Source organism: Streptomyces paludis, assembly GCF_003344965.1.
Taxonomy (GTDB): Bacteria; Actinomycetota; Actinomycetes; order Streptomycetales; family Streptomycetaceae; genus Streptomyces; species Streptomyces paludis.
The window spans coordinates 3,879,906-3,901,725 of the sequence record NZ_CP031194.1; the positions used below are offsets into that span (position 1 = coordinate 3,879,906).

A 21,820-nucleotide genomic window follows, 5' to 3' on the forward strand; every position below is an offset into this window, starting at 1 on the left:
TCCACGGCGGTCAGCGTGTGGAGAACGCCGGCGGTCAGCCCGGCGGACGTGTCCGCCCCGTAGAGGCGCACGAGGGCCCCATCTCGGCGTTGGAAATCATGGAGGCCGGAACGGGGTTTGCGGAGCCCGACTGGTTCCCGGCGGCTCTGGAGGAACTCGACAGCGGTGTTCTGTTCCTCACCGGGGAGCCGGGCACCGGTCGCCGCACGGCGGCCCTCAACCTGCTGCACCGGCACAGCGGCCACAGCATGGATCTGAGGGCGGTCGACAGCGATGTGAACCTCGGCACATGGCAGCCCTCTCGCGAGCAGGCCCGTGGCTACCTTGTGGACGGTCTGCTTCCCCGCCACCCGCTGAAGCGTGGGCTGATCAGCGCATTACGGCGGCTGCTGGGGGAGGCGAAGGCCCGTATGGTGATCGTCCTTCCGAACGATCCGGGACTCGTCCGCGGCCTGACCCGCGATCTGCATGTCAGACCCATCGTGTGCACACCGCCCCCGGCCCGGGCCGTGTTCGACGCGCGGCTGGAGGCGGCCGTGGCCAACCCGGCGCAGCGCCGGGACATGCTGGCGGCGCTGCCACCGGGCGCGCTGGACGAGCTGTTGTCCCCGGGGCTCCATCCGGCCCAGGTGGCGGAGCTGGTGGCGATGATGGCCGAAGCCGTCGAGAAGGAAGTGGCGCCCAGCCTCGCCGGAATCCGTGAGCGGCTGAGCTTCCTTGCCGAGGAAGAGGTGCCCGACCTGCTCAAGCGGCTGCGCGACGACTCCGACGGACTGGCTTTTCTGCTGGCCGCCTGTGTTTTCGAGGGACTTGACCACCGGATCGTCAGGGAGGAGGCCGAACGGCTTCTGGTACTGGCCGAGGGGCGGCTGGACTCCGTACGCGCGGAGAACGGGGAACACACGGGCGGGGGCGGCGGTCCGGGCACGTCGGAAGGGGCGCGGCCGACACCGGGGCCCAATCCGCAGTTCGTCTTCCGCCGCTCGCTGGACGAGCTTTTAGGGGTGGTCGGTGCGCGGCGCGACGCCAAGGAACTGCACACGGGCGGCGGTTTTCCCTACGCCGTGGAACCGGTGCGCTTCACCCGTCACGGGCAGAGCGAAGCCGTCCTGGGCCATGTCTGGCGGCAGTACGGGCATCTCTCCGGTCTGCTGACGGACTGGATGGACAGCATCCCGCCGAATGAGCGAGACCTGGCGTGGCCAGTGGGCCGTGTCATGGGCAGGGCGGCGAGCTGGGGAGGCGGCCGCCGCGCGCTGGTGCATATCCGCAAGCTCGCTGAGTCCGAGCGCCGGACGAGCCGGACCATCGCGGCGACCGCCCTGGGCATGGCGGCCGAGGACCCGGTTCTGGCCGGGGAGGTCAAGTACCGCCTCAGGCAGTGGAGTTGGCAGGTCCAGAGCCGGTGGCTGCGTTCTACGGTGGCGTACACCTGCGAGACCGGTTTCGGAGCCTCCCGTCCGGACCTGGCGCTGAGTCTGCTGCATGGCGCGTATCGGGGGATGGAAGGGGAGGAGCGCGAGGTGGGAATGGCCGTGCGACGTGCGCTGGGGTTCCTGTTCGCCTCCGGTAGCCAGGACACCGTCTTCCGGCAACTCTCCGAGTGGTCCGGGCGCGGGGGCCTGGACGCGGGGCTGGCGCTCGGCACTCTCCCGTTGCTGCTCCACGAAGATGCCCCGTGGTTCGCCGCACGGCTGCTGGAGAACGGGGAGGTCGGGGACGATGTGATCCGGCTTGTCCGTCGTGCGCTCGACGACAAGGAACTGTTCGATCCGACATCCCGCGCTCTTGTCTCGTGGTGCCGGAGCGCCGCTTGGAGCGAGGACCAACGGCGCGCCGTGGACGTGGTGTTGAGCGCGCTGGCCCAGGACATGCGGCACGGCGTCCTGCGTCTCTTCGTCGACATCGACCGGCACGAGGACAAGGCGCTGGCCGGACGGAACATCGCGGGCGCGGCGCTCGACAACTGGCGGAACGGCGTCCCGCGGCAGACCGATTCCGCGCACTCGTACGGGAGGACACCATGACATCCGAGACTCCGGAGCCCGTCTATTCCCGCGCCACACAGGCCCCGTGGCGTGAAATCGTGCGGCAGCGCTGGTCGGGCCGGCTGGACCGCGCCCTGGTGCTGCACGCCCAGGACGGTGCCTACAGCGAACTACGGTCTCGTAACCGGCGCGGTTCGCGATCGGAGACGTATGCCGATACATATTCCGATGCGCACACCGACACATACACCGAGACGTACCCGGATCCGGTCGCTGTCGCCCGGTCGGCGGTTCGGCCCAAACTGCTGGGCAGATACGACGACGCCTTCATTGTCCGACTCGAAGAGCAGACCGGGACTCAAGGCGTCGCGCTGCCGACCCGGTACGGGGCCGAGTCGGTGGACGTGCAGGTGCTGTGGTGGGTGCGCGATCCGGTGCAGGTCGTGCGTACGCGCACCAAGACCGGCTGGGACGCGGTACGCAGGGATCTCCGACGCCGGCTGCGGCATCTTGAGGACCAGTACTCCTCCGCCGGACAGGGCCTGGGCGCAACGGAGTTGATGCGGCACCTCTCCACCCCGCAGACGCTGCTGGAGTGCGGCCTCGCCTACCACGTCACGGATGTGCGGGGGCGTGAGGAGGACAGTGAGCTGAGACTCGGGCAGACCGGGGAGGCGGACGCGCCCTACTCGTGGACGCCCGATCGCCGGGAGGAGTACGAGTTCTGCATGCAGGCGGTGAGCAAGGGCCCGGCCTCACTCGCGGCTCTCTGGCTGCTCAGACACCCGGACCAGGTCAGCCAGGTGTTGGACTGGTCGGTGGGACACGCCGACCTGCTGCGCGGAGAGACCACCTGGCAGGACGGAATGGCCGGCCTGCTCGGCAGCCTGTCCGAGCAGGAGCGGCAGGAACTCTCCGAACTGCTGCGTGACCGGCTCGTCAGGCTGGGACGTCGGGTACCGGCGCAGCCGCCGCGAGAGGCACCCGCTGGACAGCGCGGCGTCGCGAACGGACACCCGCGATGACACGGCCGGCAGTCGCCGGCCGGATTCGCCGGACGCGCCGGACGCGCCGAATACGCCGGACGACCCCTGAGCCGTACGTCAGGACCACGCCACGCGGGCGCGAGACGCTGGCGGCGATGCACCGGCTTCTGACCGCCAACGGAGCGGAGATCACGAGAGCGGACACCAAAGCCGCCGTCCTGCTGGGCTTTATGGGCGCGGTCCTGGGGGCGTTCGTCACCCTCACCCGCGACAACGCCACCGCTCGCGGCCCGGTATCCGCGACAGAAGAGGCACTGTGGTGGAGCGCCACCCTCACCGCCCTGCTGGCCGTCGTCTGCTTCGTGTGCGCCCTCACTCCGAGACGACGGGACCGGACGAACGGTCTCTCCGCCACCCCCTTCTACTTCCAGCACGTGACCCCGGAACTGGACAACGAACGCCTGACCCGCGCTTTCGAGCGCACCGCCCACGATCCGACGGGCCCGCTGCTGGCGGCCGTACAACGGACCAGCGCGATCGTCAGAACCAAATACCGCTGGATAGAGGCGGGCGTGGCGCTCCTGCTGATAGCGCTCCCCTTACTGACAACAGCGCTGCACCCAACCTGAGACGACGAAGCGGCCGCCGTCGGCACTCGCCGCACGACTGAGTCAAGATCAGTACGACCACCCCAGCCGGCAGGCGAACGCCACGGCCCACCGACAGCCGCCGCCGACGGAACGTCGAAGGCCCCCGCTGCGAGCAGCGGGGGCCTTCGACGTATTGCCCGGTGAGAGCAATGGCGGAGGATACGAGATTCGAACTCGTGAGGGGTTGCCCCCAACACGCTTTCCAAGCGTGCGCCCTAGGCCACTAGGCGAATCCTCCGCGGCAAACAATACAAGACTCGGGGGAGTGCTCGCGAACTCGTTCGTGGGGGTGGGGATCGGGTACTGTGTGCGGAGCCCCTCACGTGGCGCTATCTGACTGAACTCCCCCAGGGCCGGAAGGCAGCAAGGGTAGGTTGGCTCTGGCGGGTGCGTGGGGGGCGCTTGCGTGTGGGGTGGTCTTACGGGCGCGATGTCCGAGGGGGCCGATATCGTCGTAGGTGTGTCGTCCCTTGCGCTGTACCGCCGTTATCGCCCCGAGTCATTCGCCGAGGTCATCGGGCAGGAGCATGTCACTGACCCGTTGCAGCAGGCCCTGCGGAACAACCGGGTCAATCACGCGTACCTGTTCAGCGGGCCGCGCGGCTGCGGGAAGACGACCAGCGCGCGCATCCTCGCCCGCTGTCTGAACTGTGAGCAGGGGCCGACGCCGACGCCGTGCGGGACGTGCCAGTCCTGTCAGGACCTGGCGCGGAACGGGCCGGGGTCGATCGATGTCATCGAGATCGACGCCGCTTCGCACGGTGGCGTGGACGACGCGCGTGATCTTCGGGAGAAGGCGTTCTTCGGGCCGGCGAGCAGTCGTTACAAGATCTACATCATCGACGAGGCCCACATGGTCACCTCGGCGGGGTTCAACGCCCTGCTGAAGGTGGTCGAGGAGCCGCCGGAGCATCTGAAGTTCATCTTCGCGACGACCGAGCCCGAGAAGGTCATCGGCACGATCCGGTCGCGTACGCACCACTATCCGTTCCGCCTGGTGCCGCCCGGGACGCTGCGGGAGTATCTCGCCGAGGTGTGCGCCAAGGAGGGGACCTCGGTCGAGGACGGGGTGCTGCCGCTGGTCGTACGGGCCGGCGCGGGGTCCGTACGTGACTCGATGTCCGTCATGGACCAGCTCCTCGCCAGTACGGCCGACGCGGGTGTGACGTACGCCATGGCGACGTCCTTGCTCGGTTATACGGACGGATCGCTGCTCGACGCCGTGGTGGACGCGTTCGCGGCGGGTGACGGGGCCGCCGCGTTCGATGTGGTGGACCAGGTCATCGAGGGCGGGAACGACCCCCGGCGGTTCGTCGCCGACCTGCTGGAGCGCCTGCGCGACCTGGTTATTCTCGCCGCCGTACCGGACGCCGGGGAGAAGGGGCTCATCGACGCGCCCGCCGATGTCGTCGAGCGGATGACCGCCCAGGCGTCGGTCTTCGGCGCGGCCGAGCTGAGCCGGGCGGCCGATCTCGTCAACACGGGGCTGACGGAGATGCGTGGCGCCACCTCGCCCCGGCTCCAGCTGGAGCTGATCTGCGCGCGCGTGCTGCTGCCCGCCGCCTTCGACGACGAGCGCTCCGTCCAGGCGCGGCTCGACCGGCTGGAGCGGGGGGCGGCGGCAGCCGCCACGACCGCCGGGGCCGTGTTCTCCGGCGGGCCGGTGGTAGGGCCGCATCCCGGGCCCGCAGCCGGGGCTGGGTACGCGCCCGCGCCTCCGCCCGGGCTCGCCATGGCGTACGTACCCGAGCCCGGAGCGCACGGGCCTGTGCACGGGCCCCCGGTGCACGAAGCTCCTGTCCGCGAGCCCGTCGCGGCCGCGGCCCCTCCGGTCGCCGCCCCCGCGCCCGTGCACGCCCCCGCTCCCGCTCCCGTCGAGCCCCAGCGGCAGCCCGGTGCCTGGCCCGGCGCCGCGGCGCCCGGAGAAGGAGGCGCCGCCCGGCGGCCCGGTGGCTGGCCGACCGCCGTGGCGCCCGGTCAGGGCGCGGCGCCGGCGCCCGCGCCCGTACAGGCCGCACCGGCTTCGGCCGCGCCCGCCGCCCCACCCGCCGCCGGGCCCGCGCCCGCCGCGCCCGGTGGGCCGGCGATGGCCCAGGGCGCCGGGCAGGTGCGGCACATGTGGCCCGACATCCTGGAGGCCGTCAAGAACCGCCGGCGCTTCACCTGGATCCTGCTCAGCCAGAACGCGCAGGTGGCGGGGTTCGACGGGACGACGCTCCAGGTCGGCTTCATCAACGCCGGCGCCCGCGACAACTTCACGAGCAGCGGCAGCGAGGCGGTGCTCAAGCAGGCGCTCTCCGAGCAGTTCCACGTGCAGTGGAAGATCGAGGCGATCGTCGACCCCTCGGGCGGCACCCCGCCGCCCGCCACCCCCGGCGGCCCCGGAAACGGCGGCCCCGGTGGCGGCGGGTACGGCAGTGGCGGCGGGTACGGCGGCGGCACCAGCGGCGGCGGATACGGGACCGGGAACGGCGGAGGTTACGGCGGCGCTCCCGCCACCCCGGCCGCCCCCGCCACCCCCGGCTTCGCGCCGAACTCCGCCCCGGCCCCCGCCCAAGCGCCCCGGCCCGCCGGCCTCGGCGGCCCCGCCGGAGCCGGGCAGCGCCCGTCGGCCCCCTCCGCCGGTCCCGGCCCCGGGGGCCGCTCCGACGCGCCCGGCGGCGGTAGCGGTAGCGGGGGAGGCGGCGGGGGAGGCGGCGGTGGCGGCAGGACCGACGCGCACGTCCCGCCGCACACCGTGGCCCCGGAGGACGACACCCCGGAGGAGGACGATCCGGATCTCGTCGACTCCGCGCTCTCCGGCCACGAACTCATCGTCCGAGAGCTGGGAGCCACGGTTGTGGAGGAATACACGAACGAGTAGCCGGCCCCTTTTCGGAGTCCCGTCCAAGGCCCGGCCATGGCCCGTACGCGGACGGCCGCCCCGTCCGGGCTAGGCTGCCTCCCGTGAAGGTCCTTGTCATCGGCGGCGGCGCCCGCGAACACGCCCTGTGCCGCTCTCTGTCCCTCGACCCCCAGGTCACCGCTCTGCACTGCGCCCCCGGCAACGCCGGGATCGCCGAGGTGGCCGAGCTGCACCCGGTGGACGCGCTGGACGGCGCGGCCGTGGCCCGGCTCGCCACCGAGCTGGAGGCCGGTCTCGTCGTCGTCGGACCCGAGGCGCCGCTGGTCGCGGGGGTCGCCGACGCCGTACGGGCCGCGGGCATCCCCTGCTTCGGCCCGTCCCGCGAGGCGGCGGAGCTGGAGGGCTCCAAGGCGTTCGCGAAGGACGTGATGGCCGGGGCGAACGTCCCGACGGCCCGCAGTTACGTCTGCACCACGCCCGAGCAGATCGACGACGCGCTCGACGCCTTCGGCCCGCCCTACGTCGTCAAGGACGACGGGCTCGCCGCCGGCAAGGGCGTCGTCGTCACCCCCGACCTCGCCGCCGCCCGCGCGCACGCCCTCGCCTGCGGCGGCCGTGTTGTCATCGAGGAGTTCCTCGACGGCCCCGAGGTCTCCCTCTTCGCCATCACCGACGGCGAGACCGTCCTCCCGCTCCAGCCCGCGCAGGACTTCAAGCGCGCGCTCGACAACGACGAGGGCCCCAACACCGGCGGCATGGGCGCGTACTCCCCGCTGCCGTGGGCCGATCCCAAGCTGGTCGACGAGGTCATGGAGACCGTCCTCCAGCCGACGGTGGACGAACTGCGCCGCCGCGGCACGCCCTTCTCCGGGCTGCTGTACGCGGGCCTCGCGATCACCGGCCGGGGCGTACGGGTCATCGAGTTCAACGCGCGCTTCGGCGACCCCGAGACCCAGGTCGTCCTGGCCCGGCTCAAGACCCCGCTGGCCGGTGTCCTGCTGGCCGCCGCCGAGGGCGACCTCGCCGCGCTGCCCCCGCTGACCTGGCGCGACGACGCCGCGGTCACCGTCGTCATCGCCTCGTACAACTACCCGGACACGCCGCGTACCGGCGACCCGATCGAGGGGCTCGACGCGGTCGCGGCACAGGATGGACCCGACGCGTACGTCCTGCACGCCGGCACCCGCCTGGACGGCGGGACCGGTGCCGACGGCGGCGGTACGGTCCTGAGCGCGGGCGGCCGTGTGCTGTCCGTGACGGCGACCGGCAAGGACCTGACACAGGCCCGCGAGCGCGCCTACACCGCGCTCGGCCGTATCCGGCTGGACGGCTCCCAGCACCGTACGGACATCGCCCGGGCGGCGGCGGAGGCCGCGGGCGCGGCGGGGGCCTGACGTACGCGGACACGACCCGCGGACACGACCCACGGACACGAAGACAGGCACCACATGGCACTGGGCCGGGCGTTGATCGCCCGGCCCGGTGCCATGTCCGGTTACGGGTGGGACCATCCCGGCCCGCCGCGTCAGCAGCTTTGACCAGAGCCATTCCATCGGGTGACGGTTGGGCCATCCGGATGACGGGTCTCCAGGGCCCAACTAGGGTGCGGCGCAAGCGTTCCGGCACTTGGCCCACCGGCATTGCGATGTCAGTGGCGGGTGCCACAGTGGGGGAGTGAGCAACACAGCCGCACGGCAGAGGGGGTGAGGTCCACATGTCCGGTTCCAGCTCTGGTTCCAGCTCCAGTACGGGTTTCAGCTCGGGCGCCGGCCCGGATTCGGGCTCCGGCTTCGGGCCCGGCTCCGGTCCGGGCTCCGGGCCCGGTCCCGGCATGGGCGACGGGATGGGGGCCCAGGGGGCCCGCGTCCGGGCGCTCGCCGTGCTGCGCGTACGGGGCAGGGCGCTGGCCGTGGCCCTGCTGCCCGCCGCCGTCGCCGTCGTGCTCCTGGCCGGTGGGGTCACCGGCCATCTCCGGGGCGGGGGCTGGGACGCGGCGCGCTGGGGAGTGACGGCCCTCGCGGTGGTCGTGCTGTTGCTGGCCGCCGCCGTCGCCGCCGTGGTGACCCGCGCCGAGCCGGCCCTCAGTCCGACCGTCCCGGTGGTGGAGAAGTCCGCGCCGGATCTCTACCGGCTGGTGCGCGACCTCGCGGAGCGCCTCGATGTGCCCGCGCCCTCCGCGATAGCCCTGACGCCGGACTGCGACAGCTGGCTGGAGGACCGCACCCACCCGGCACATGCGCAGGGGCAGTCGCAGGCACAGGGGCACGCACAAGGACTGCGAAAGACGCACAGCCACGGCCCGGCCGCACGCGCGGGCGGCGCCGCCACCGCGCCCGTCCTCGTGATCGGATCGCCTTTCCTGTGGTGGATGCGCGTCGCCGAGTTGCGCGCCGTGCTCGCTCCGGTCGTCGCCGGTACGGGGGCCGCCGCGCACCCGGACATAGCCGCGGCCCGGCGTTTCGTACGGGGGCTCGACGCGGCGGTCGCCGTCGCGGCGCGTCCCGGGCAGGGCTGGATACGGGCCGGCGCGCTCGGCGCGGTCGGCCGGGTGGCCCGCGTCCTGCTGCGCGCGTGCGGTGAGCACGCCGCGCTGATGGAGCGCGGGGTGGCGGCGGCGGCGTCCGAGCGCGCGCAGACGGTGGACTACGGCCTGCGGATCGTCGCGCAGGAGCAGGTGGGCCTGGCGTACGCGGGCTGGGACCGGCTGCTCACCCGGGTCGCGCTGCCCGCCTGGCGGATGGGCCGCTGGCCGGCCCGCCTGGACGCCGGGGTGGTCTCGGCGCTGACCGAGCTGTCCCGCCGAGACCGCCTCGCCGAGGGCTTCGCCACCCGGCTTGGTGAGCGTCCGGCCTGCGATCTGCTCGAAGAGCCCGGCGCGGTCGACGAGGCGGCCTCCCTGCTGGCCGCCCGCCTCTTCCACGGCGGCCCGGCCGCCGCCGGCCCCGACTGGTCGCCGGTGGACTGGCAGCAGTATCCGGAGGAGGTCGTGGACCGCAAGTGGCGTACGGAAGCGGCCCGGCTGCACCGCGTCCTGGACGGCATGGGGGTACGACGCGGAGCCGGCCCCGCCCCGGGCCCCGACGGCGCCGCCCCGGACACGCACCCCGACCCCGGCCCCGACCCCGGACCGAACCTGGCCCGCGTCCTGGACCACCTCGCCGCACCCAGCGGCAGCGATGGCGGCACAGGAGGCACAGGCGGCAGCGGTGGTGGTGGCGCCGGTGACATCGGTGACGCGCTGGCCGCCGCGATCAGCGCCGAGCTGGCCCGCGAGGCGGCGGCGGCCCCACGGGCCCCGGCGGAGGCGGCGGGCGATGCCCGCGCGCTCTGGGGCGGCGACCCGCTGCCCCTCTTCCCGCTCCAGCCGCCCCGTACCGGCCGGGAACTGCTCGCGGACCATGTCACGGCCATGGTCTGCTGCTCCGCCGTGGACACGGCGGGCGCCGCGCCCGGCCTCGACTGGCTGGACGGCCCCGCCCTCCTGGTCGACGGCGAACGCCGCGCCGAGCTGGGGGGTCGGGTCCTCAGCCTGGTCGAGGACGGCGACGCGGAGCCCCTCCGCGCCTGGCTCACCACGCTGGGAGTCCGCCCGGAGAAGCCGGTACGCCTGGTCTGACCCGGTAGGGCGCGACCCGGCGGCACCGCCCTGGCAGCACCCCGACCCGGCAGCCCCCGCCACCCGCCTGCCCGCCACCCGGCCACCGCCACCCGCCTGCCCGCCACCCGTCCGCCCGCCACCCGGCCACCCCGACCGCCGGCCCCACGATCGGGTGACCGCCGTAACCCCGGACCCCCGCCATGTGAATCCCGCCACACCCCACCCCCTCTCCCGGGCGCTCTCGCCGGTCCTCGCCGCCCGGTATGACACCCGGCATCCGGATAGGGAGTCTTCCGTTTACTTCAATTCGCGACGAACGGTGACGGATCGCGCGCGTTGTGTGATGTGCTGGAGTTCGGCGCCGGAATCAGGGTGCGTCGGCGGGCGGCCAAACGGTCGTATCACCGGCGCGTCGGCGCGTGAATCGACCGTTGCATCAAGGGCCGTGCCACCCGGGGGCGCGGGGGCTCGGAGGAGGGGCGCAGCATGGGGGCGGACCAGATCCGGCGGTGGGAGTCGGGCGCGCTCGCGCACGCGGTGAGCGACCCCTTCGGGCAGGGCCCACTGCCCTGGCTGCGCGGCAACGAGAACTACTTCGACGACACCGGCCATCTCGTGCCCTGGTACGCCGACCCCTACCTCGGCACCGGCGGCAGCACCGGCAGCACCAGGACCTCCCGCACAGGAACCAGCAGCAGCGGCAGCGGCGGCGGTGGTCTCCGTAACGCCGACGACGTGCGCCGTCAGATCAAGGGCTTCTCCTCCACCGGCGCCGCCGCGCCCGGCGAGGCCATCGACTTCCACATCACCGTCGACCCGCCCCAGCAGTTCTCCGTCGACATCTACCGGATCGGCCACTACGGCGGCGAGGGCGCCCGCAAGATCAGCACCGGCCCCCGGATCTCCGGCATCGTGCAGCCGCCGCCGCTCACCGCCGACCGTACGGTCTCGTGCCACAACTGGTGGCAGTCCTGGCGGCTCCAGATCCCCGAGCACTGGAAGCTCGGCGCCCATGTCGCCGTCCTCACCACCGTCGACGGCTACCGCTCGCACGTCCCCTTCACCATCCGCGACAGCCGCCCCGCCGATCTGCTGCTCCTGCTCCCCGACATCACCTGGCAGGCGTACAACCTCTACCCCGAGGACGGCCACACCGGCGCCAGCCTCTACCACGCCTGGGACGACGAGGGCCGGCTCCTCGGCGAGCAGGACGCCGCGTCGACCGTCTCCTTCGACCGCCCGTACGCGGGCGCCGGTCTGCCCCTCCACGTCGGCCACGCGTACGACTTCATCCGCTGGGCCGAGCGGTACGGCTACGACCTCGCCTACGCCGACGCCCGCGATCTGCACGCCGGCCGCGTCGACCCCACCCGCTACCGCGGCCTGATCTTCCCCGGCCACGACGAGTACTGGTCCGTCCCCATGCGCCGTACGGTCGAGCAGGCGCGCGACCGCGGCACCTCCCTCGTCTTTCTCTCCGCCAACACCATGTACTGGCAAGTGGAGTTGGGCCCCTCCGCCTCCGGCGTCCCCGACCGGCTCCTCACCTGCCGCAAGCGCCGCCCGCCGCCCCGCGCGCCGCGGGCACCTCGTACGCCCCGGGCACCCCGCGCCCGCAGCGGTACGTACGGCAGCGGCGGCCGGCCCGCCCTCTGGCGCGAGGTCGACCGGCCCGAGCAGCAGCTCCTCGGCATCCAGTACGCGGGCCGCGTCCCCGAGCCCAGCCCGATGGTCGTACGGAACGTCGGCCACTGGCTCTGGGAGGCCACCGGCGCCGCCGAGGGGGACGAGATCGACGGACTGGTCGCCGGTGAGGCGGACCGTTACTTCCCGCGTACGGCGCTGCCCGAGCACGAGGAGCGCATCCTCCTCGCCCACTCCCCGTACCGCGACGGCGAGGGCGTCCGGCGCCACCAGGAGACCTCCCTCTACCGCGCCCCCTCCGGCGCGCTCGTCTTCGCGTCCGGCACCTTCGCCTGGTCCCCGGCGCTGGACCGCCCCGGCCATGTCGACGCCCGGATCCAGCGCGCCACCGCCAACCTCCTCGACCGGATCTGCAAACGCGACTGAGCGCCATCGGCAGGAGGCCGCCCCACCCCTGGCCACCGGTACTTCCGGCATACGGGAGAATCAACGCGATCTCTCAGATCGGACAGAACCACGGGGAGGAACCGTGTCCGGATTCGTAGAAAAGCCCGAGCCCCTTCAGGTGCCGGGTCTGGTGCACATCCACACCGGCAAGGTGCGCGATCTGTACCGCAACGAGGCGGGCGACCTCGTGATGGTCGCCAGCGACCGCTTGTCCGCGTACGACTGGGTACTGCCCAGCGAAATCCCCGACAAGGGCCGTGTCCTCACGCAGCTCTCGCTCTGGTGGTTCGACCAGCTCACCGACCTCGTGCCGAACCACGTCATCTCCACCGACCTGCCCGCCGGCGCCCCCGCCGACTGGGCGGGCCGTACGCTCGTCTGCCGTTCGCTGCGGATGGTCCCGGTCGAGTGCGTCGCCCGCGGCTATCTCACCGGCTCGGGGCTCGTGGAGTACGAGAAGTCCCGCACCGTCTGCGGTCTCGCGCTCCCCGAGGGCCTCACGGACGGCTCCGAGCTGCCCGGCCCGATCTTCACCCCCGCCACCAAGGCGGCCGTCGGTGAGCACGACGAGAACGTGTCGTACGAGGAAGTGGCCCGCCAGGTCGGCGTGGAGGAGGCCGCGCTGCTGCGCCGGACGACCCTCGACGTGTACGCGAGGGCCCGCGACATCGCCCGTGAGCGCGGGATCATCCTCGCCGACACGAAGTTCGAGTTCGGCTTCGACCACGCTGCGGACGGCGAGGGCGACGGCAGCGGTGAAGGCACCGACCGGCTGGTGATCGCGGACGAGGTGCTGACGCCCGACTCCTCGCGCTTCTGGCCCGCCGCCACCTGGGAGCCCGGCCACGCACAGCCGTCGCACGACAAGCAGTACGTACGCGACTGGCTGACCTCCCCGGCCTCCGGCTGGGACCGCCGGAGCGAGCAGCCGCCGCCCGCGCTGCCGCAGGAGATCGTGGACGCGACGCGCGCGAAGTACATCGAGGCGTACGAACTCCTCACCGGCACCACCTGGCGATAACGCGCCCGCGCAGGCACAGGCGCACGCGCACGAAGAAGCCCCCGGCCGGAACTTCCGTTCCGACCGGGGGCTTTCTCGCTCTGAGCGGACGACCAGGTTCGAACTGGCGACCTCAACCTTGGCAAGGTTGCGCTCTACCAACTGAGCTACGTCCGCGCTGCGCCGTGGCGCGAGGCCAACTATACCCAACCCCGCCGCTGCGCGAGACGCACCGCCGTATGCCGGTTCTCGGCCCCCAGCTTGGCGGCGGCGGACGACAGATAGTTCCGTACGGTCCCCTGCGACAGCGACGCGCGCTCCGCGATCTCCGCGATCGGCGCGCCGTCCGCCGCCAGCTCCAGCACCTCGGCCTCGCGCGCGGTGAGCGGCGAGTCTCCGGCGGAGATCGCGTCGGCCGCCAACTCGGGGTCGATGAAACGGCTTCCGGCGTGCACGGTACGGATGATCTCCGCGAGCCGCCGCGCGGAGACCGTCTTCGGCACGAACGCCCGCACCCCCGCCGCCAGCGCCCGCTTCAGATGGCCGGGCCTGCCGTGACTCGTCACGATCATCGTCCGGCAGCCGGGCAATTCGTTACGGAGCGATGTGGCGACTTTCACACCATCCGCGCCCGGCATCTGGAGATCGAGCACAGCGACGTCCGGCCGATGCGCCAGGGCCATCGCCAGGGCCTCGGGTCCTGAGGCCGCCTCGGCGACCACAAGTAGATCGTCTTCGAGCGCGAGCAGCGCGGCGAGCGCGCCCCGGATCAGATGCTCGTCGTCGGCGAGCAGGACCCGTACGGGTGGTGTGGTCATAGCGCCATCTCATCGTCGAGCGCGGATACGGAGGGGGAGGGGGAGGGAAGAGGCGCGGACGGGGACACAACCCCGGGAACCGGCGAGGTGACCGCCCCCGCGCCCGCCCCAGCGCCCGTCCCCGCGCCGGCCGCAGCACCGGCCTTCGGCAGCGGCACCCGTACCGTCAGCCGGAAGCAGCCGCCCGCCACGGCCCCCGCTTCCAGCGTCCCGTCCAGCGCCACCAGCCGCTCCCGCAGCCCGGCGAGGCCGGTGCCGGGGCGTGTCGGCTCGCCGGCCGCCGCGTCGGCGGCCGGGTCCGGCACGCCGTCGTTCTCCACGGTCAGCAGGGCCTCGGAGCCGCGCTCCCTGACCGACAGCCGTACGGTGCAGCGCCGCGCGTCCCCGTGCCGCAGCACGTTCGTCGTCGCCTCGCGCACCACCCAGCCCAGGGCCGACTGCACCTCGGCGGGGAGCGCGGCGCCGGTGGCCGCCTCCTCGATCCGGCAGTCGATGCCGGCCGCCGCGAGCACGCTCCGGGCGCCGTCCAGCTCCGTGTGGAGGTTCGCCTCCCGGTAGCCGCGTACGACGTCCCGTACCTCCCGCTGGGACTCCCGGGCGATCCGCTGCACCTCGGTCATCTGGGCGATGGCCTCCGGTCGGCCCCGCTCGGCGAGCTGTACCGCCAGCTCGCTCTTCAGCGCGATCACCGCGAGGTTGCGGCCCATGACGTCGTGCATGTCGCGGCCGAAGCGCAGCCGTTCCTCGGCGACCGCGAGCCGGGTCTGCGCCTCGCGCGCCGCGTCCAGCTCCCAGACGACGGAGACCATCCAGGCCGAGAGCAGATACGCGCAGGTGAACAGGGAGCCCATGGCGGTGACCCCGGCGGCGCAGAGCAGGGCCACGGCCCAGCCCTTCCCGGCCAGCAGGGCCACGACCACCGTCCCGCCCACGGTGCCCAGCACCGCGCGCACCCCGTGCCGTGCCGTCCGCAGCCCCATCGCGACGGCGCCCAGGCCGAAGCCGGAGACGGCCAGCAGCAGCACACCGAAGTCCTCGTCGCGTACGGCGGTCCCGCGCAGCGCCAGCAGGGTGGCGAGCGCGGCGGCGGAGTAGCCGGCCACGGCCAGCAGCAGCCGTACGGGCCGCTCGGCCTGGCCGAGCCGCCAGTCCAGCGCCCGGCTCGACAGCTGTACGCAGAGCCAGGCGTGGACGACGATCATCAGGAACAACGCCGGCTTCACAGGCCCGGCGCCGAAGGGCAGCAGGGTGCCGACGTTCATACCGACCTCGGCGCCGCCGAGGGAGGCGAACGTCCAGCGGGTGTACAGATGGACCTTCGCCGTGTCGCTCTTGGGCGCCTTGGCCATGGCCAGGCTGCTCCTGCGCTGCCACCAGCCCGCCAGCCCGTGCCCGGACGTCTCAGTCACTTCACTCACTCCTCTCTCACTCCTCTCCATGGGCCGTGTGCGTCCTGGTATCGGTACCGGTACCGGCTATCGCCGGGGCTCCCAGCGGAACCACTTCCGTACAGCAAACAGCGCCAGCCCGATCCAGACCAGGGCCGTCAGACCCGCGCGCAGCGCGTCGCCGCCGTCGATCCCGCCCAGCCAGCCCGCCCGGACCAGGGTCATCACGCCGGTCATCGGCAGCAGCTCGCAGATCCTGGCGAGGGTGTCGGGGAAGACGTCCAGCGGGACGAAGAGGCCCGAGCCCATCACCGAGAGCAGGAACAGCGGCATGGTGGTGAGCTGGGCGCTCTCCACGGTACGGGTGACCGCCGAGGTCGCCGCCGCGAGCGTGGTGAGCAGGACGACCCCGGCCAGCAGCCCGCCGAGCAGCAGCAGCGGCTGCCGGGGCGCGCGGACGTCGAGGAGCGCGACGGCGCCCGCGATCATCACCAGGGACTGCGCGAGGGCGAGCCCGACCGCGGGCAGCGCGGTCCCGGCGAGGATCTCGTGGTCGGCGGCCTCGACCGTACGGAGCCGCTTGAGGACGAGGTCCTCGCGCCGGGAGGTGTACGCGGCGGTGAGGTTGGCGTAGACGGCCATGACCAGCACCATGCCGAGGCTGCCGACCATCGCCACCTCGATGGCGCTGAGGCCGGTGCCGGCGAGGTCGACCTGCTTGAGCGACGCCTTGATGGCGGCGATCATCGTGACGGGCACGACCAGCGCGGCGAACAGCGCCGTCCTGTTCCTGATCAGCAGCGTGTACTCGGCCCGCCCGAGCGCCTTCAGCCGGCCGACGGGGGTGGTGGTCCCGCCGGTGCTTCCGCTGGTGCTTCCGCCGGTGCCCCTGCCCGTGGTCCCGCCGGTGCTTCCGCTGACGCGGGTCTCTGCCGTACTCATCGGGCACTCACCGTCTCCGCCATCTCCTCGCCGCGCGCGGCGATGTCGAGGAACGCCTCTTCGAGCGTCGCCGCCCGCGCGTCCAGCGCCTCCAGCTGTACGTTCGACTCCTCGGCCCAGCGCAGGAGTTCACCCAGGTCGTGCTGGATCCGCCGGGTCCGGATCTCGATCCGCCGGCCGTCGGCCGCGGCCTCCAGCGACAGCGGCAGCCGGCCGGCCGGGACGGCCTCGGGCAGGGTGAAGCGGATCCGGCCGGGCCGGGCCGCCGTCACCTCGGCCGGGGTCCCCGTGACCACGATCCGGCCCTGGTGCATGATCGCGAGCCGGTCGGCGAGCGACTCGGCCTCCTCCAGATAGTGCGTGGTCAGCAGCACCGTGGTCCCCTCGTTCCGCAGTTCGCGCACCAACTCCCAGGTGTCGCGGCGTCCTTCGGCGTCCAGCCCGGTCGACGGCTCGTCGAGGAAGAGCACCTCGGGCCGGCCGAGCAGCGCGAGCGCCAGATCGAGGCGCCGCCGCTCGCCGCCGGAGAGCTGCTTGACCCGTACGCCGGCCCGCTTGGCGAGCCCGACCAGGGCCAGCGCCTCATCGGTCGGCCGGGCGCCGCTGGTGCACCCCGCGCACATCCGTACGGTCTCGGCGACCGTCAGGTCGGAGGGGAAGCCGCCCTCCTGGAGCATCACGCCGACCCGGGGCCGTACGGCGGCCCGCTCGGTGTACGGATCGTGGCCCAGCACCCGCACCGTGCCGTCGTCGGGCCGGGCGAGGCCCTCCAGCAGCTCCATGGTGGAGGTCTTGCCCGCGCCGTTCGTACCGAGGAGCGCGAACAGCTCGCCGCGTGCCACGGAGAAGGAGATGCCGTCGACCGCCGTGTAGCCGCCGGCGTAGGTGCGCCGCAGATCGGCGACGTCGATCGCCTGCGCGCCGTGGTGGCCGTGTCCGTCCTGTCGGCCGTGTCCGCCCGTTGGTTGAGTCATGTCTTCAGCCTGCGGCCGGTCGCGGGCGACGGGCAGTGCGGGCTGTCATGGCCCCCGATGACAAATGTCATCTGCCATCTGTCATCGGCGGGACGGAGAGACGCACACGAAGAAGCCCCTGGTCGGAACTTCCGTCCCGACCAGGGGCTTCTCACACTGAGCGGACGACCAGGTTCGAACTGGCGACCTCAACCTTGGCAAGGTTGCGCTCTACCAACTGAGCTACGTCCGCAGTGCACCGGGCGACCGGTGCGGCCACCACTCTACCTGATCGACCGGGCCGGAATGACCACGGCGATCTGACGGAAGAGCGATGTAGAGCGGGTGACAGGAATTGCACACTGCGCCTCCCCCTTGGAAAGGGGGCGTTCTACTACTGAACTACACCCGCACGCTGCCGGGGTTCCGGCTTTTCGGCCTCGCCCCTCGGCGTGATCCAGACTCTAGCGGATCAAGGGGGGTGCTTGGCAACTCGGTGCGCGGGGCACCCCCCGGGGGTTCCGCGCCGCTCAACTCGCCGCGTGGAACGCCTCGTAGACCCTCTTGGGGATCCGCCCCCTGGCCGGCACCGCCAGCTTGTGCGCCTGGGCCCAGGCGCGCACCGCCGCCGCGTCGGGGGCGAGGGAGGTGTGCCGGTAGGTCACCCGCGTTTTGCCGTTCTTACTGGCGTTTGTCTGCTTTCGGCCGGCCGCCATGAAGGGCGCCAGGGCCTTGCGCAGTTTCTTCGCGTTGGCGGGATTGAGGTCGATCTCGTACGACTTCCCGTCCAGGCCGAAGATGACCGTTTCCGACGCCTCTCCGCCCTCGATGTCGTCGGAGAGCGTGACCACTACGCGCTGCGCCACGGATGTCGGTCCTTTCCTGCGGTACCGCACTGACCGCGCCTGCGGTGTGCGGCGATACCGGCCTTCCGGCTGTTATGGGGCAATACTGTTTTCCGCTGTATTCCTTTGTACAGCGGCGGACGGCATATTGTGAAGCCCAGTCAATTGCGTCAGCGTGTCATGCGGCAATGGGGTGCGCCAATTTTTTTCCCGGATTTTCCCCGGTGTGCGCCCGAAGATATCTACTCGCGTAGATTTTCCGGGCGGGTACGCTGAGGTACCTCGGGGGGTCTGGGGGATTCCCCGATCGCAGCAGCGAGAACCAGCCGCACCACACCACCGGGAGTGCCAGTGGCACGCGTCGTAGTCGACGTCATGCTCAAGCCGGAGATCCTCGACCCGCAGGGCCAGGCCGTGCAGCGCGCGCTGCCTCGCCTGGGTTTCGAGGGCATCGCCGACGTCCGTCAGGGAAAGCGCTTCGAGCTGGAGGTGGCGGAGCCGGTCGACGAGGCCGCTCTCGCCCGTATCCATGAGATGGCCGAAACTTTTCTCGCCAACACCGTGATCGAAGACTTCGTGATCAAGGTCGAGGAGTCCAAGTGACTGCTCGTATCGGAGTCGTCACCTTCCCCGGCACCCTCGATGACCAGGACAGTCTGCGGGCGGTTCGCATCGCCGGCGCCGAGCCTGTATCGCTGTGGCACCGCGACAAGGACCTCAAGCAGGTCGACGCGGTGGTCCTGGCCGGCGGTTTCAGTTATGGGGATTATCTGCGGGCCGGCGCCATCTCGCGCTTCTCGCCGGTGATGGAAACGATCATCGAGCAGGCGAAGGCCGGTCTGCCGGTCCTCGGTATCTGCAACGGTTTCCAGATCCTCACCGAGTCGCATCTCCTGCCCGGCGCGATGCTGCGGAACAACCATCTGCACTTCATCTGCCGCGATCAGAAACTCCGGGTGGAGACGGCGGACACCGCCTGGACGGCCGATTACTCGGCCGGCCAGGAAATCTCCGTCCCCCTCAAGAACATCGACGGCCGGTACGTGGCCGACGAGCGCACGCTCGACGAGCTGGAGGCCGAGGGCCGGGTCGCTTTCCGTTATCTCGACGGAAACCCCAACGGCTCGCTGCGCGACATCGCCGGTGTCACCAACGCGGCCGGCAATGTCGTCGGCCTGATGCCGCACCCCGAACACGCCGTGGAGCCGCTGATCGGTACGGGCCGTACCGACGGCCTCGGATTCTTCACCTCGATCCTGAAGAAGCTGGTAAGCGCCTCATGACCATCAAGAACCTCGACACGGTCAAGCACGCGGCCGGTACGCCGGACAGCGACCAGCCCTGGAAGGAACTCGGCCTCAAGGAGGACGAGTACGCCCGGATCCGCGAGATCCTGGGCCGCCGTCCCACCGGCGCCGAGCTGGCGATGTACTCGGTCATGTGGTCCGAGCACTGCTCGTACAAGAGCAGCAAGGTCCATCTGCGGCAGTTCGGCGAGAAGGCCCCGGCCAACGACGCCATGCTCGTCGGCATCGGTGAGAACGCGGGCGTCGTGGACGTCGGCCAGGGGTACGCGGTCACCTTCAAGGTCGAGTCGCACAACCACCCCTCGTACATCGAGCCCTACCAGGGCGCGGCCACCGGCGTCGGCGGCATCGTCCGCGACATCCTCGCGATGGGCGCCCGCCCGGTCGCCGTCGTGGACCCGCTGCGCTTTGGCGCGGCCGACCACCCCGACACCAAGCGCGTCCTGCCGGGCGTGGTCGCGGGCGTCGGCGGCTACGGCAACTGCCTGGGCCTGCCGAACATCGGCGGCGAGGTCGTCTTCGACCCCTGCTACCAGGGCAACCCGCTGGTCAACGCCGGCTGTATCGGGGTGATGCGGCACGAGGACATTCACCTCGCGCAGGCGTCGGGCCCCGGCAACAAGGTGATCCTGTACGGCGCCCGTACGGGCGGCGACGGCATCGGCGGTGTCTCGGTCCTCGCGTCCGAGACCTTCGAGTCGACCGGTCCGGCCAAGCGGCCGGCCGTGCAGGTGGGCGACCCGTTCCAGGAGAAGCTCCTCATCGAGTGCACCCTGGAGATCTTCGCGGAGAAGCTCGTCGCGGGCATCCAGGACCTCGGCGGCGCGGGCCTGTCCTGCGCGACGAGCGAGCTGGCGTCGGCCGGTTCGGGCGGTATGCGGGTCGAGCTGGACACCGTACCGCTGCGGGACGCGACCCTCTCGCCCGAGGAAATCCTCATGAGCGAGTCGCAGGAACGCATGTGCGCGGTCGTGGAGCCGCAGCACGTCGAGCGCTTCATGGAGATCTGCGAGAAGTGGGACGTCATCGCCACCGTCATCGGTGAGGTGACCGAGGGCGAGCGGCTGGAGATCTTCTGGCACGGCGAGCAGATCGTGGACGTACCGCCGCGCTCGGTGGCCCACGACGGCCCGGTGTACGAGCGGCCCTACGCGCGCCCGGAGTGGCAGGACGCGCTCCAGGCGGACGACGCGAACAAGCTGCCGCGCCCGGCGACGGCGGCGGAGCTGCGCGAGCAGGTGCTGGCGCTGGTCTCCTCCCCGAACCAGGCGTCGAAGGCGTGGATCACCGACCAGTACGACCGGTTCGTGCAGGGCAACACGGTGCTCGCGCAGCCCGAGGACGCGGGCATGGTCCGTATCGACGAGAACACCAACCTCGGTGTGGCCATGGCGACGGACGGCAACGGCCGGTACGCCAAGCTCGACCCGTACACGGGCGCGCAGCTCGCGCTGGCCGAGGCGTACCGCAACGTCGCGGCCTCCGGCGCCACGCCGCTCGCCATCTCCGACTGCCTGAACTTCGGCTCGCCCGAAGACCCGGCGGTCATGTGGCAGTTCGCCGAGGCGACGCGCGGACTGGCCGACGGCTGCCTCCAGTTGGGCACCCCGGTCACCGGCGGCAACGTCTCCCTGTACAACCAGACGGGCGAGACGGCGATCCACCCGACGCCGGTCGTGGCCGTGCTCGGCGTGATCGACGACGTCACGCGCCGTACGCCGATCGCGTTCGCGGAGGAGGGCCAGCTCCTCTACCTGCTGGGCGACACCCGCGAGGAGTTCGGCGGCTCGGCCTGGTCCCAGGTCGTCCACAACCACCTCGGCGGACTGCCGCCGGCGGTCGACCTCGACCGCGAGAAGCTGCTCGGCGAGATCCTGATCTCGGCCTCCCGCGACGGCATGATCGACGCGGCGCACGACCTGAGCGACGGCGGCCTGATCCAGGCGGTGACGGAGTCCTGCCTGCGCGGCGGACACGGCGCGCGACTGGTCGTCCCGGACGGCCTCGACGCGTTCACCTTCCTGCTGAGCGAGTCGGCGGGCCGCGCGATCGTCGCCGTACCGCGCAGCGAGGAGCTGCGCTTCACGGACATGTGCGGCGCACGCGGCCTGCCGGTGACGAGGATCGGCGTGGTGGACGGCGACGAGGTCGAGGTCCAGGGCGAGTTCTCCATCCCCCTGCCCGAACTGAGGACCGCACACGAGGCAACAATCCCGGCGCTTCTGGCGTAGCGGCGCGGATGCGGATGCGCGGGCCCTTGAGGTAGGGGCCCGCGCTTTTGCGTTGTGTTGTGTTGTGTTGCGTTGTGGGTTGTTATCTGCGGGTCAGTACCAAGAGGTAGACCGGGGTGGGCCGGGGGCGAGGTGCTGGGCGCTTGGTGCGGGGTGGGCCGCCCCTCCTCCTGTCAGT

At 71.9% G+C, this 21,820-nt stretch carries 16 protein-coding genes, 4 tRNA genes and 1 other RNA gene; 12 read left to right on the forward strand and 9 right to left on the reverse strand.

Annotated elements, in window-relative coordinates:
* Positions 1–98 precede the first annotated feature (98 nt).
* The 3 genes from DVK44_RS17095 to DVK44_RS17105 all read left to right on the forward strand — a co-directional run bounded on the left by DVK44_RS17095 (position 99) and on the right by DVK44_RS17105 (position 3,603).
* Entirely contained in the window at positions 99–2,027 is a 1,929-nt protein-coding gene (locus tag DVK44_RS17095; RefSeq protein ID WP_228447207.1) for a hypothetical protein, read from the forward strand.
* The gene (locus tag DVK44_RS17100; RefSeq protein WP_114660446.1) at positions 2,024–3,013 is read left to right on the forward strand and encodes a hypothetical protein; all 990 of its coding nucleotides are present in this window, start codon (positions 2,024–2,026) and stop codon (positions 3,011–3,013) included. Before DVK44_RS17095 ends, DVK44_RS17100 begins: the two co-directional genes overlap by 4 nt.
* Before the next feature lie 116 nt (positions 3,014–3,129).
* Positions 3,130–3,603: a Pycsar system effector family protein gene (locus DVK44_RS17105; protein WP_114660447.1), complete on the forward strand. Its 474-nt coding sequence runs from the start codon at positions 3,130–3,132 to the stop codon at positions 3,601–3,603.
* Positions 3,604–3,774: 171 nt separating this feature from the next.
* On the opposite strand, the gene DVK44_RS17110 is transcribed toward DVK44_RS17105, so the two are convergent.
* A tRNA-Ser gene (locus DVK44_RS17110) sits at positions 3,775–3,862 on the reverse strand.
* A 73-nt stretch (positions 3,863–3,935) separates the two neighbouring features.
* Between DVK44_RS17110 and ffs the strand changes: the two genes are divergently transcribed.
* The 6 genes from ffs to DVK44_RS17140 all read left to right on the forward strand — a co-directional run bounded on the left by ffs (position 3,936) and on the right by DVK44_RS17140 (position 13,179).
* An RNA gene (gene ffs / locus DVK44_RS17115) (signal recognition particle sRNA small type) lies at positions 3,936–4,030 on the forward strand.
* A gap of 54 nt (positions 4,031–4,084) precedes the next feature.
* A complete protein-coding gene (locus tag DVK44_RS17120; protein WP_114665201.1) occupies positions 4,085–6,487 on the forward strand; it encodes a DNA polymerase III subunit gamma and tau in 2,403 nt (800 codons plus the stop codon).
* Positions 6,488–6,570: 83 nt separating this feature from the next.
* Positions 6,571–7,863, forward strand: coding sequence for a phosphoribosylamine--glycine ligase (gene purD / locus DVK44_RS17125; protein ID WP_114660448.1), 1,293 nt, complete (start codon positions 6,571–6,573; stop codon positions 7,861–7,863).
* Positions 7,864–8,300: 437 nt separating this feature from the next.
* Positions 8,301–10,085 (forward strand): hypothetical protein, encoded by a 1,785-nt coding sequence (locus DVK44_RS17130; protein WP_114665202.1) that lies wholly within the window; start codon positions 8,301–8,303, stop codon positions 10,083–10,085.
* Positions 10,086–10,553: 468 nt separating this feature from the next.
* Complete coding sequence (locus tag DVK44_RS17135; protein WP_114660449.1) at positions 10,554–12,137, forward strand: N,N-dimethylformamidase beta subunit family domain-containing protein; 1,584 nt, start codon at positions 10,554–10,556, stop codon at positions 12,135–12,137.
* Positions 12,138–12,240: 103 nt separating this feature from the next.
* The gene (locus DVK44_RS17140) at positions 12,241–13,179 is read left to right on the forward strand and encodes a phosphoribosylaminoimidazolesuccinocarboxamide synthase (RefSeq protein WP_114660450.1); all 939 of its coding nucleotides are present in this window, start codon (positions 12,241–12,243) and stop codon (positions 13,177–13,179) included.
* An 83-nt stretch (positions 13,180–13,262) separates the two neighbouring features.
* Here the strand turns inward: DVK44_RS17140 and DVK44_RS17145 are convergent.
* The 8 genes from DVK44_RS17145 to DVK44_RS17180 all read right to left on the reverse strand — a co-directional run bounded on the left by DVK44_RS17145 (position 13,263) and on the right by DVK44_RS17180 (position 18,125).
* A tRNA-Gly gene (locus DVK44_RS17145) sits at positions 13,263–13,335 on the reverse strand.
* A 23-nt stretch (positions 13,336–13,358) separates the two neighbouring features.
* Positions 13,359–13,976: a response regulator transcription factor gene (locus DVK44_RS17150; protein WP_114660451.1), complete on the reverse strand. Its 618-nt coding sequence runs from the start codon at positions 13,974–13,976 to the stop codon at positions 13,359–13,361.
* Positions 13,973–15,385 carry a sensor histidine kinase gene (locus tag DVK44_RS17155; protein WP_228447208.1) on the reverse strand — a complete coding sequence of 471 codons (1,413 nt, stop codon included), beginning with the start codon at positions 15,383–15,385 and terminating at the stop codon, positions 13,973–13,975. The genes DVK44_RS17150 and DVK44_RS17155 overlap by 4 nt, the downstream gene beginning before the upstream one ends.
* A gap of 66 nt (positions 15,386–15,451) precedes the next feature.
* Positions 15,452–16,306: an ABC transporter permease gene (locus tag DVK44_RS17160; RefSeq protein ID WP_114660452.1), complete on the reverse strand. Its 855-nt coding sequence runs from the start codon at positions 16,304–16,306 to the stop codon at positions 15,452–15,454.
* Entirely contained in the window at positions 16,303–17,280 is a 978-nt protein-coding gene (locus DVK44_RS17165; RefSeq protein ID WP_114660453.1) for an ABC transporter ATP-binding protein, read from the reverse strand. Before DVK44_RS17165 ends, DVK44_RS17160 begins: the two co-directional genes overlap by 4 nt.
* A gap of 159 nt (positions 17,281–17,439) precedes the next feature.
* Positions 17,440–17,512 (reverse strand) — tRNA-Gly (locus tag DVK44_RS17170).
* Positions 17,513–17,599: 87 nt separating this feature from the next.
* A tRNA-Gly gene (locus DVK44_RS17175) sits at positions 17,600–17,671 on the reverse strand.
* 118 nt (positions 17,672–17,789) lie between these two features.
* On the reverse strand, positions 17,790–18,125 hold the full coding sequence (locus DVK44_RS17180; protein ID WP_114660454.1) for a histone-like nucleoid-structuring protein Lsr2: 336 nt from the start codon (positions 18,123–18,125) through the stop codon (positions 17,790–17,792).
* A 330-nt stretch (positions 18,126–18,455) separates the two neighbouring features.
* On the opposite strand from DVK44_RS17180, the gene purS reads away from it, so the two are divergent.
* From purS to purL, 3 genes are read left to right on the forward strand one after another with little or no spacing between them, the layout of a single operon-like run.
* Positions 18,456–18,707, forward strand: a complete 252-nt coding sequence (purS, locus tag DVK44_RS17185; protein ID WP_114660455.1) for a phosphoribosylformylglycinamidine synthase subunit PurS — start codon at positions 18,456–18,458, stop codon at positions 18,705–18,707.
* Positions 18,704–19,387 carry a phosphoribosylformylglycinamidine synthase subunit PurQ gene (gene purQ, locus DVK44_RS17190; RefSeq protein ID WP_114660456.1) on the forward strand — a complete coding sequence of 228 codons (684 nt, stop codon included), beginning with the start codon at positions 18,704–18,706 and terminating at the stop codon, positions 19,385–19,387. The genes purS and purQ overlap by 4 nt, the downstream gene beginning before the upstream one ends.
* On the forward strand, positions 19,384–21,642 hold the full coding sequence (gene purL, locus DVK44_RS17195) for a phosphoribosylformylglycinamidine synthase subunit PurL (protein WP_114660457.1): 2,259 nt from the start codon (positions 19,384–19,386) through the stop codon (positions 21,640–21,642). The genes purQ and purL overlap by 4 nt, the downstream gene beginning before the upstream one ends.
* Positions 21,643–21,820: the final 178 nt, after the last annotated feature.

Coding starts and splice junctions, on each gene's coding strand:
- DVK44_RS17150 (WP_114660451.1), bottom strand. CDS start 13,976: ATGACCACACCACCCGTACGGGTCCTGCTCGCCGACGACGAGCATCTG.
- DVK44_RS17160 (WP_114660452.1), bottom strand. CDS start 16,306: ATGAGTACGGCAGAGACCCGCGTCAGCGGAAGCACCGGCGGGACCACG.
- DVK44_RS17130 (WP_114665202.1), top strand. CDS start 8,301: ATGGGCGACGGGATGGGGGCCCAGGGGGCCCGCGTCCGGGCGCTCGCC.
- DVK44_RS17135 (WP_114660449.1), top strand. CDS start 10,554: ATGGGGGCGGACCAGATCCGGCGGTGGGAGTCGGGCGCGCTCGCGCAC.
- purL (WP_114660457.1), top strand. CDS start 19,384: ATGACCATCAAGAACCTCGACACGGTCAAGCACGCGGCCGGTACGCCG.
- DVK44_RS17095 (WP_228447207.1), top strand. CDS start 99: ATGGAGGCCGGAACGGGGTTTGCGGAGCCCGACTGGTTCCCGGCGGCT.
- DVK44_RS17100 (WP_114660446.1), top strand. CDS start 2,024: ATGACATCCGAGACTCCGGAGCCCGTCTATTCCCGCGCCACACAGGCC.
- DVK44_RS17165 (WP_114660453.1), bottom strand. CDS start 17,280: ATGACTCAACCAACGGGCGGACACGGCCGACAGGACGGACACGGCCAC.
- DVK44_RS17105 (WP_114660447.1), top strand. CDS start 3,130: ATGCACCGGCTTCTGACCGCCAACGGAGCGGAGATCACGAGAGCGGAC.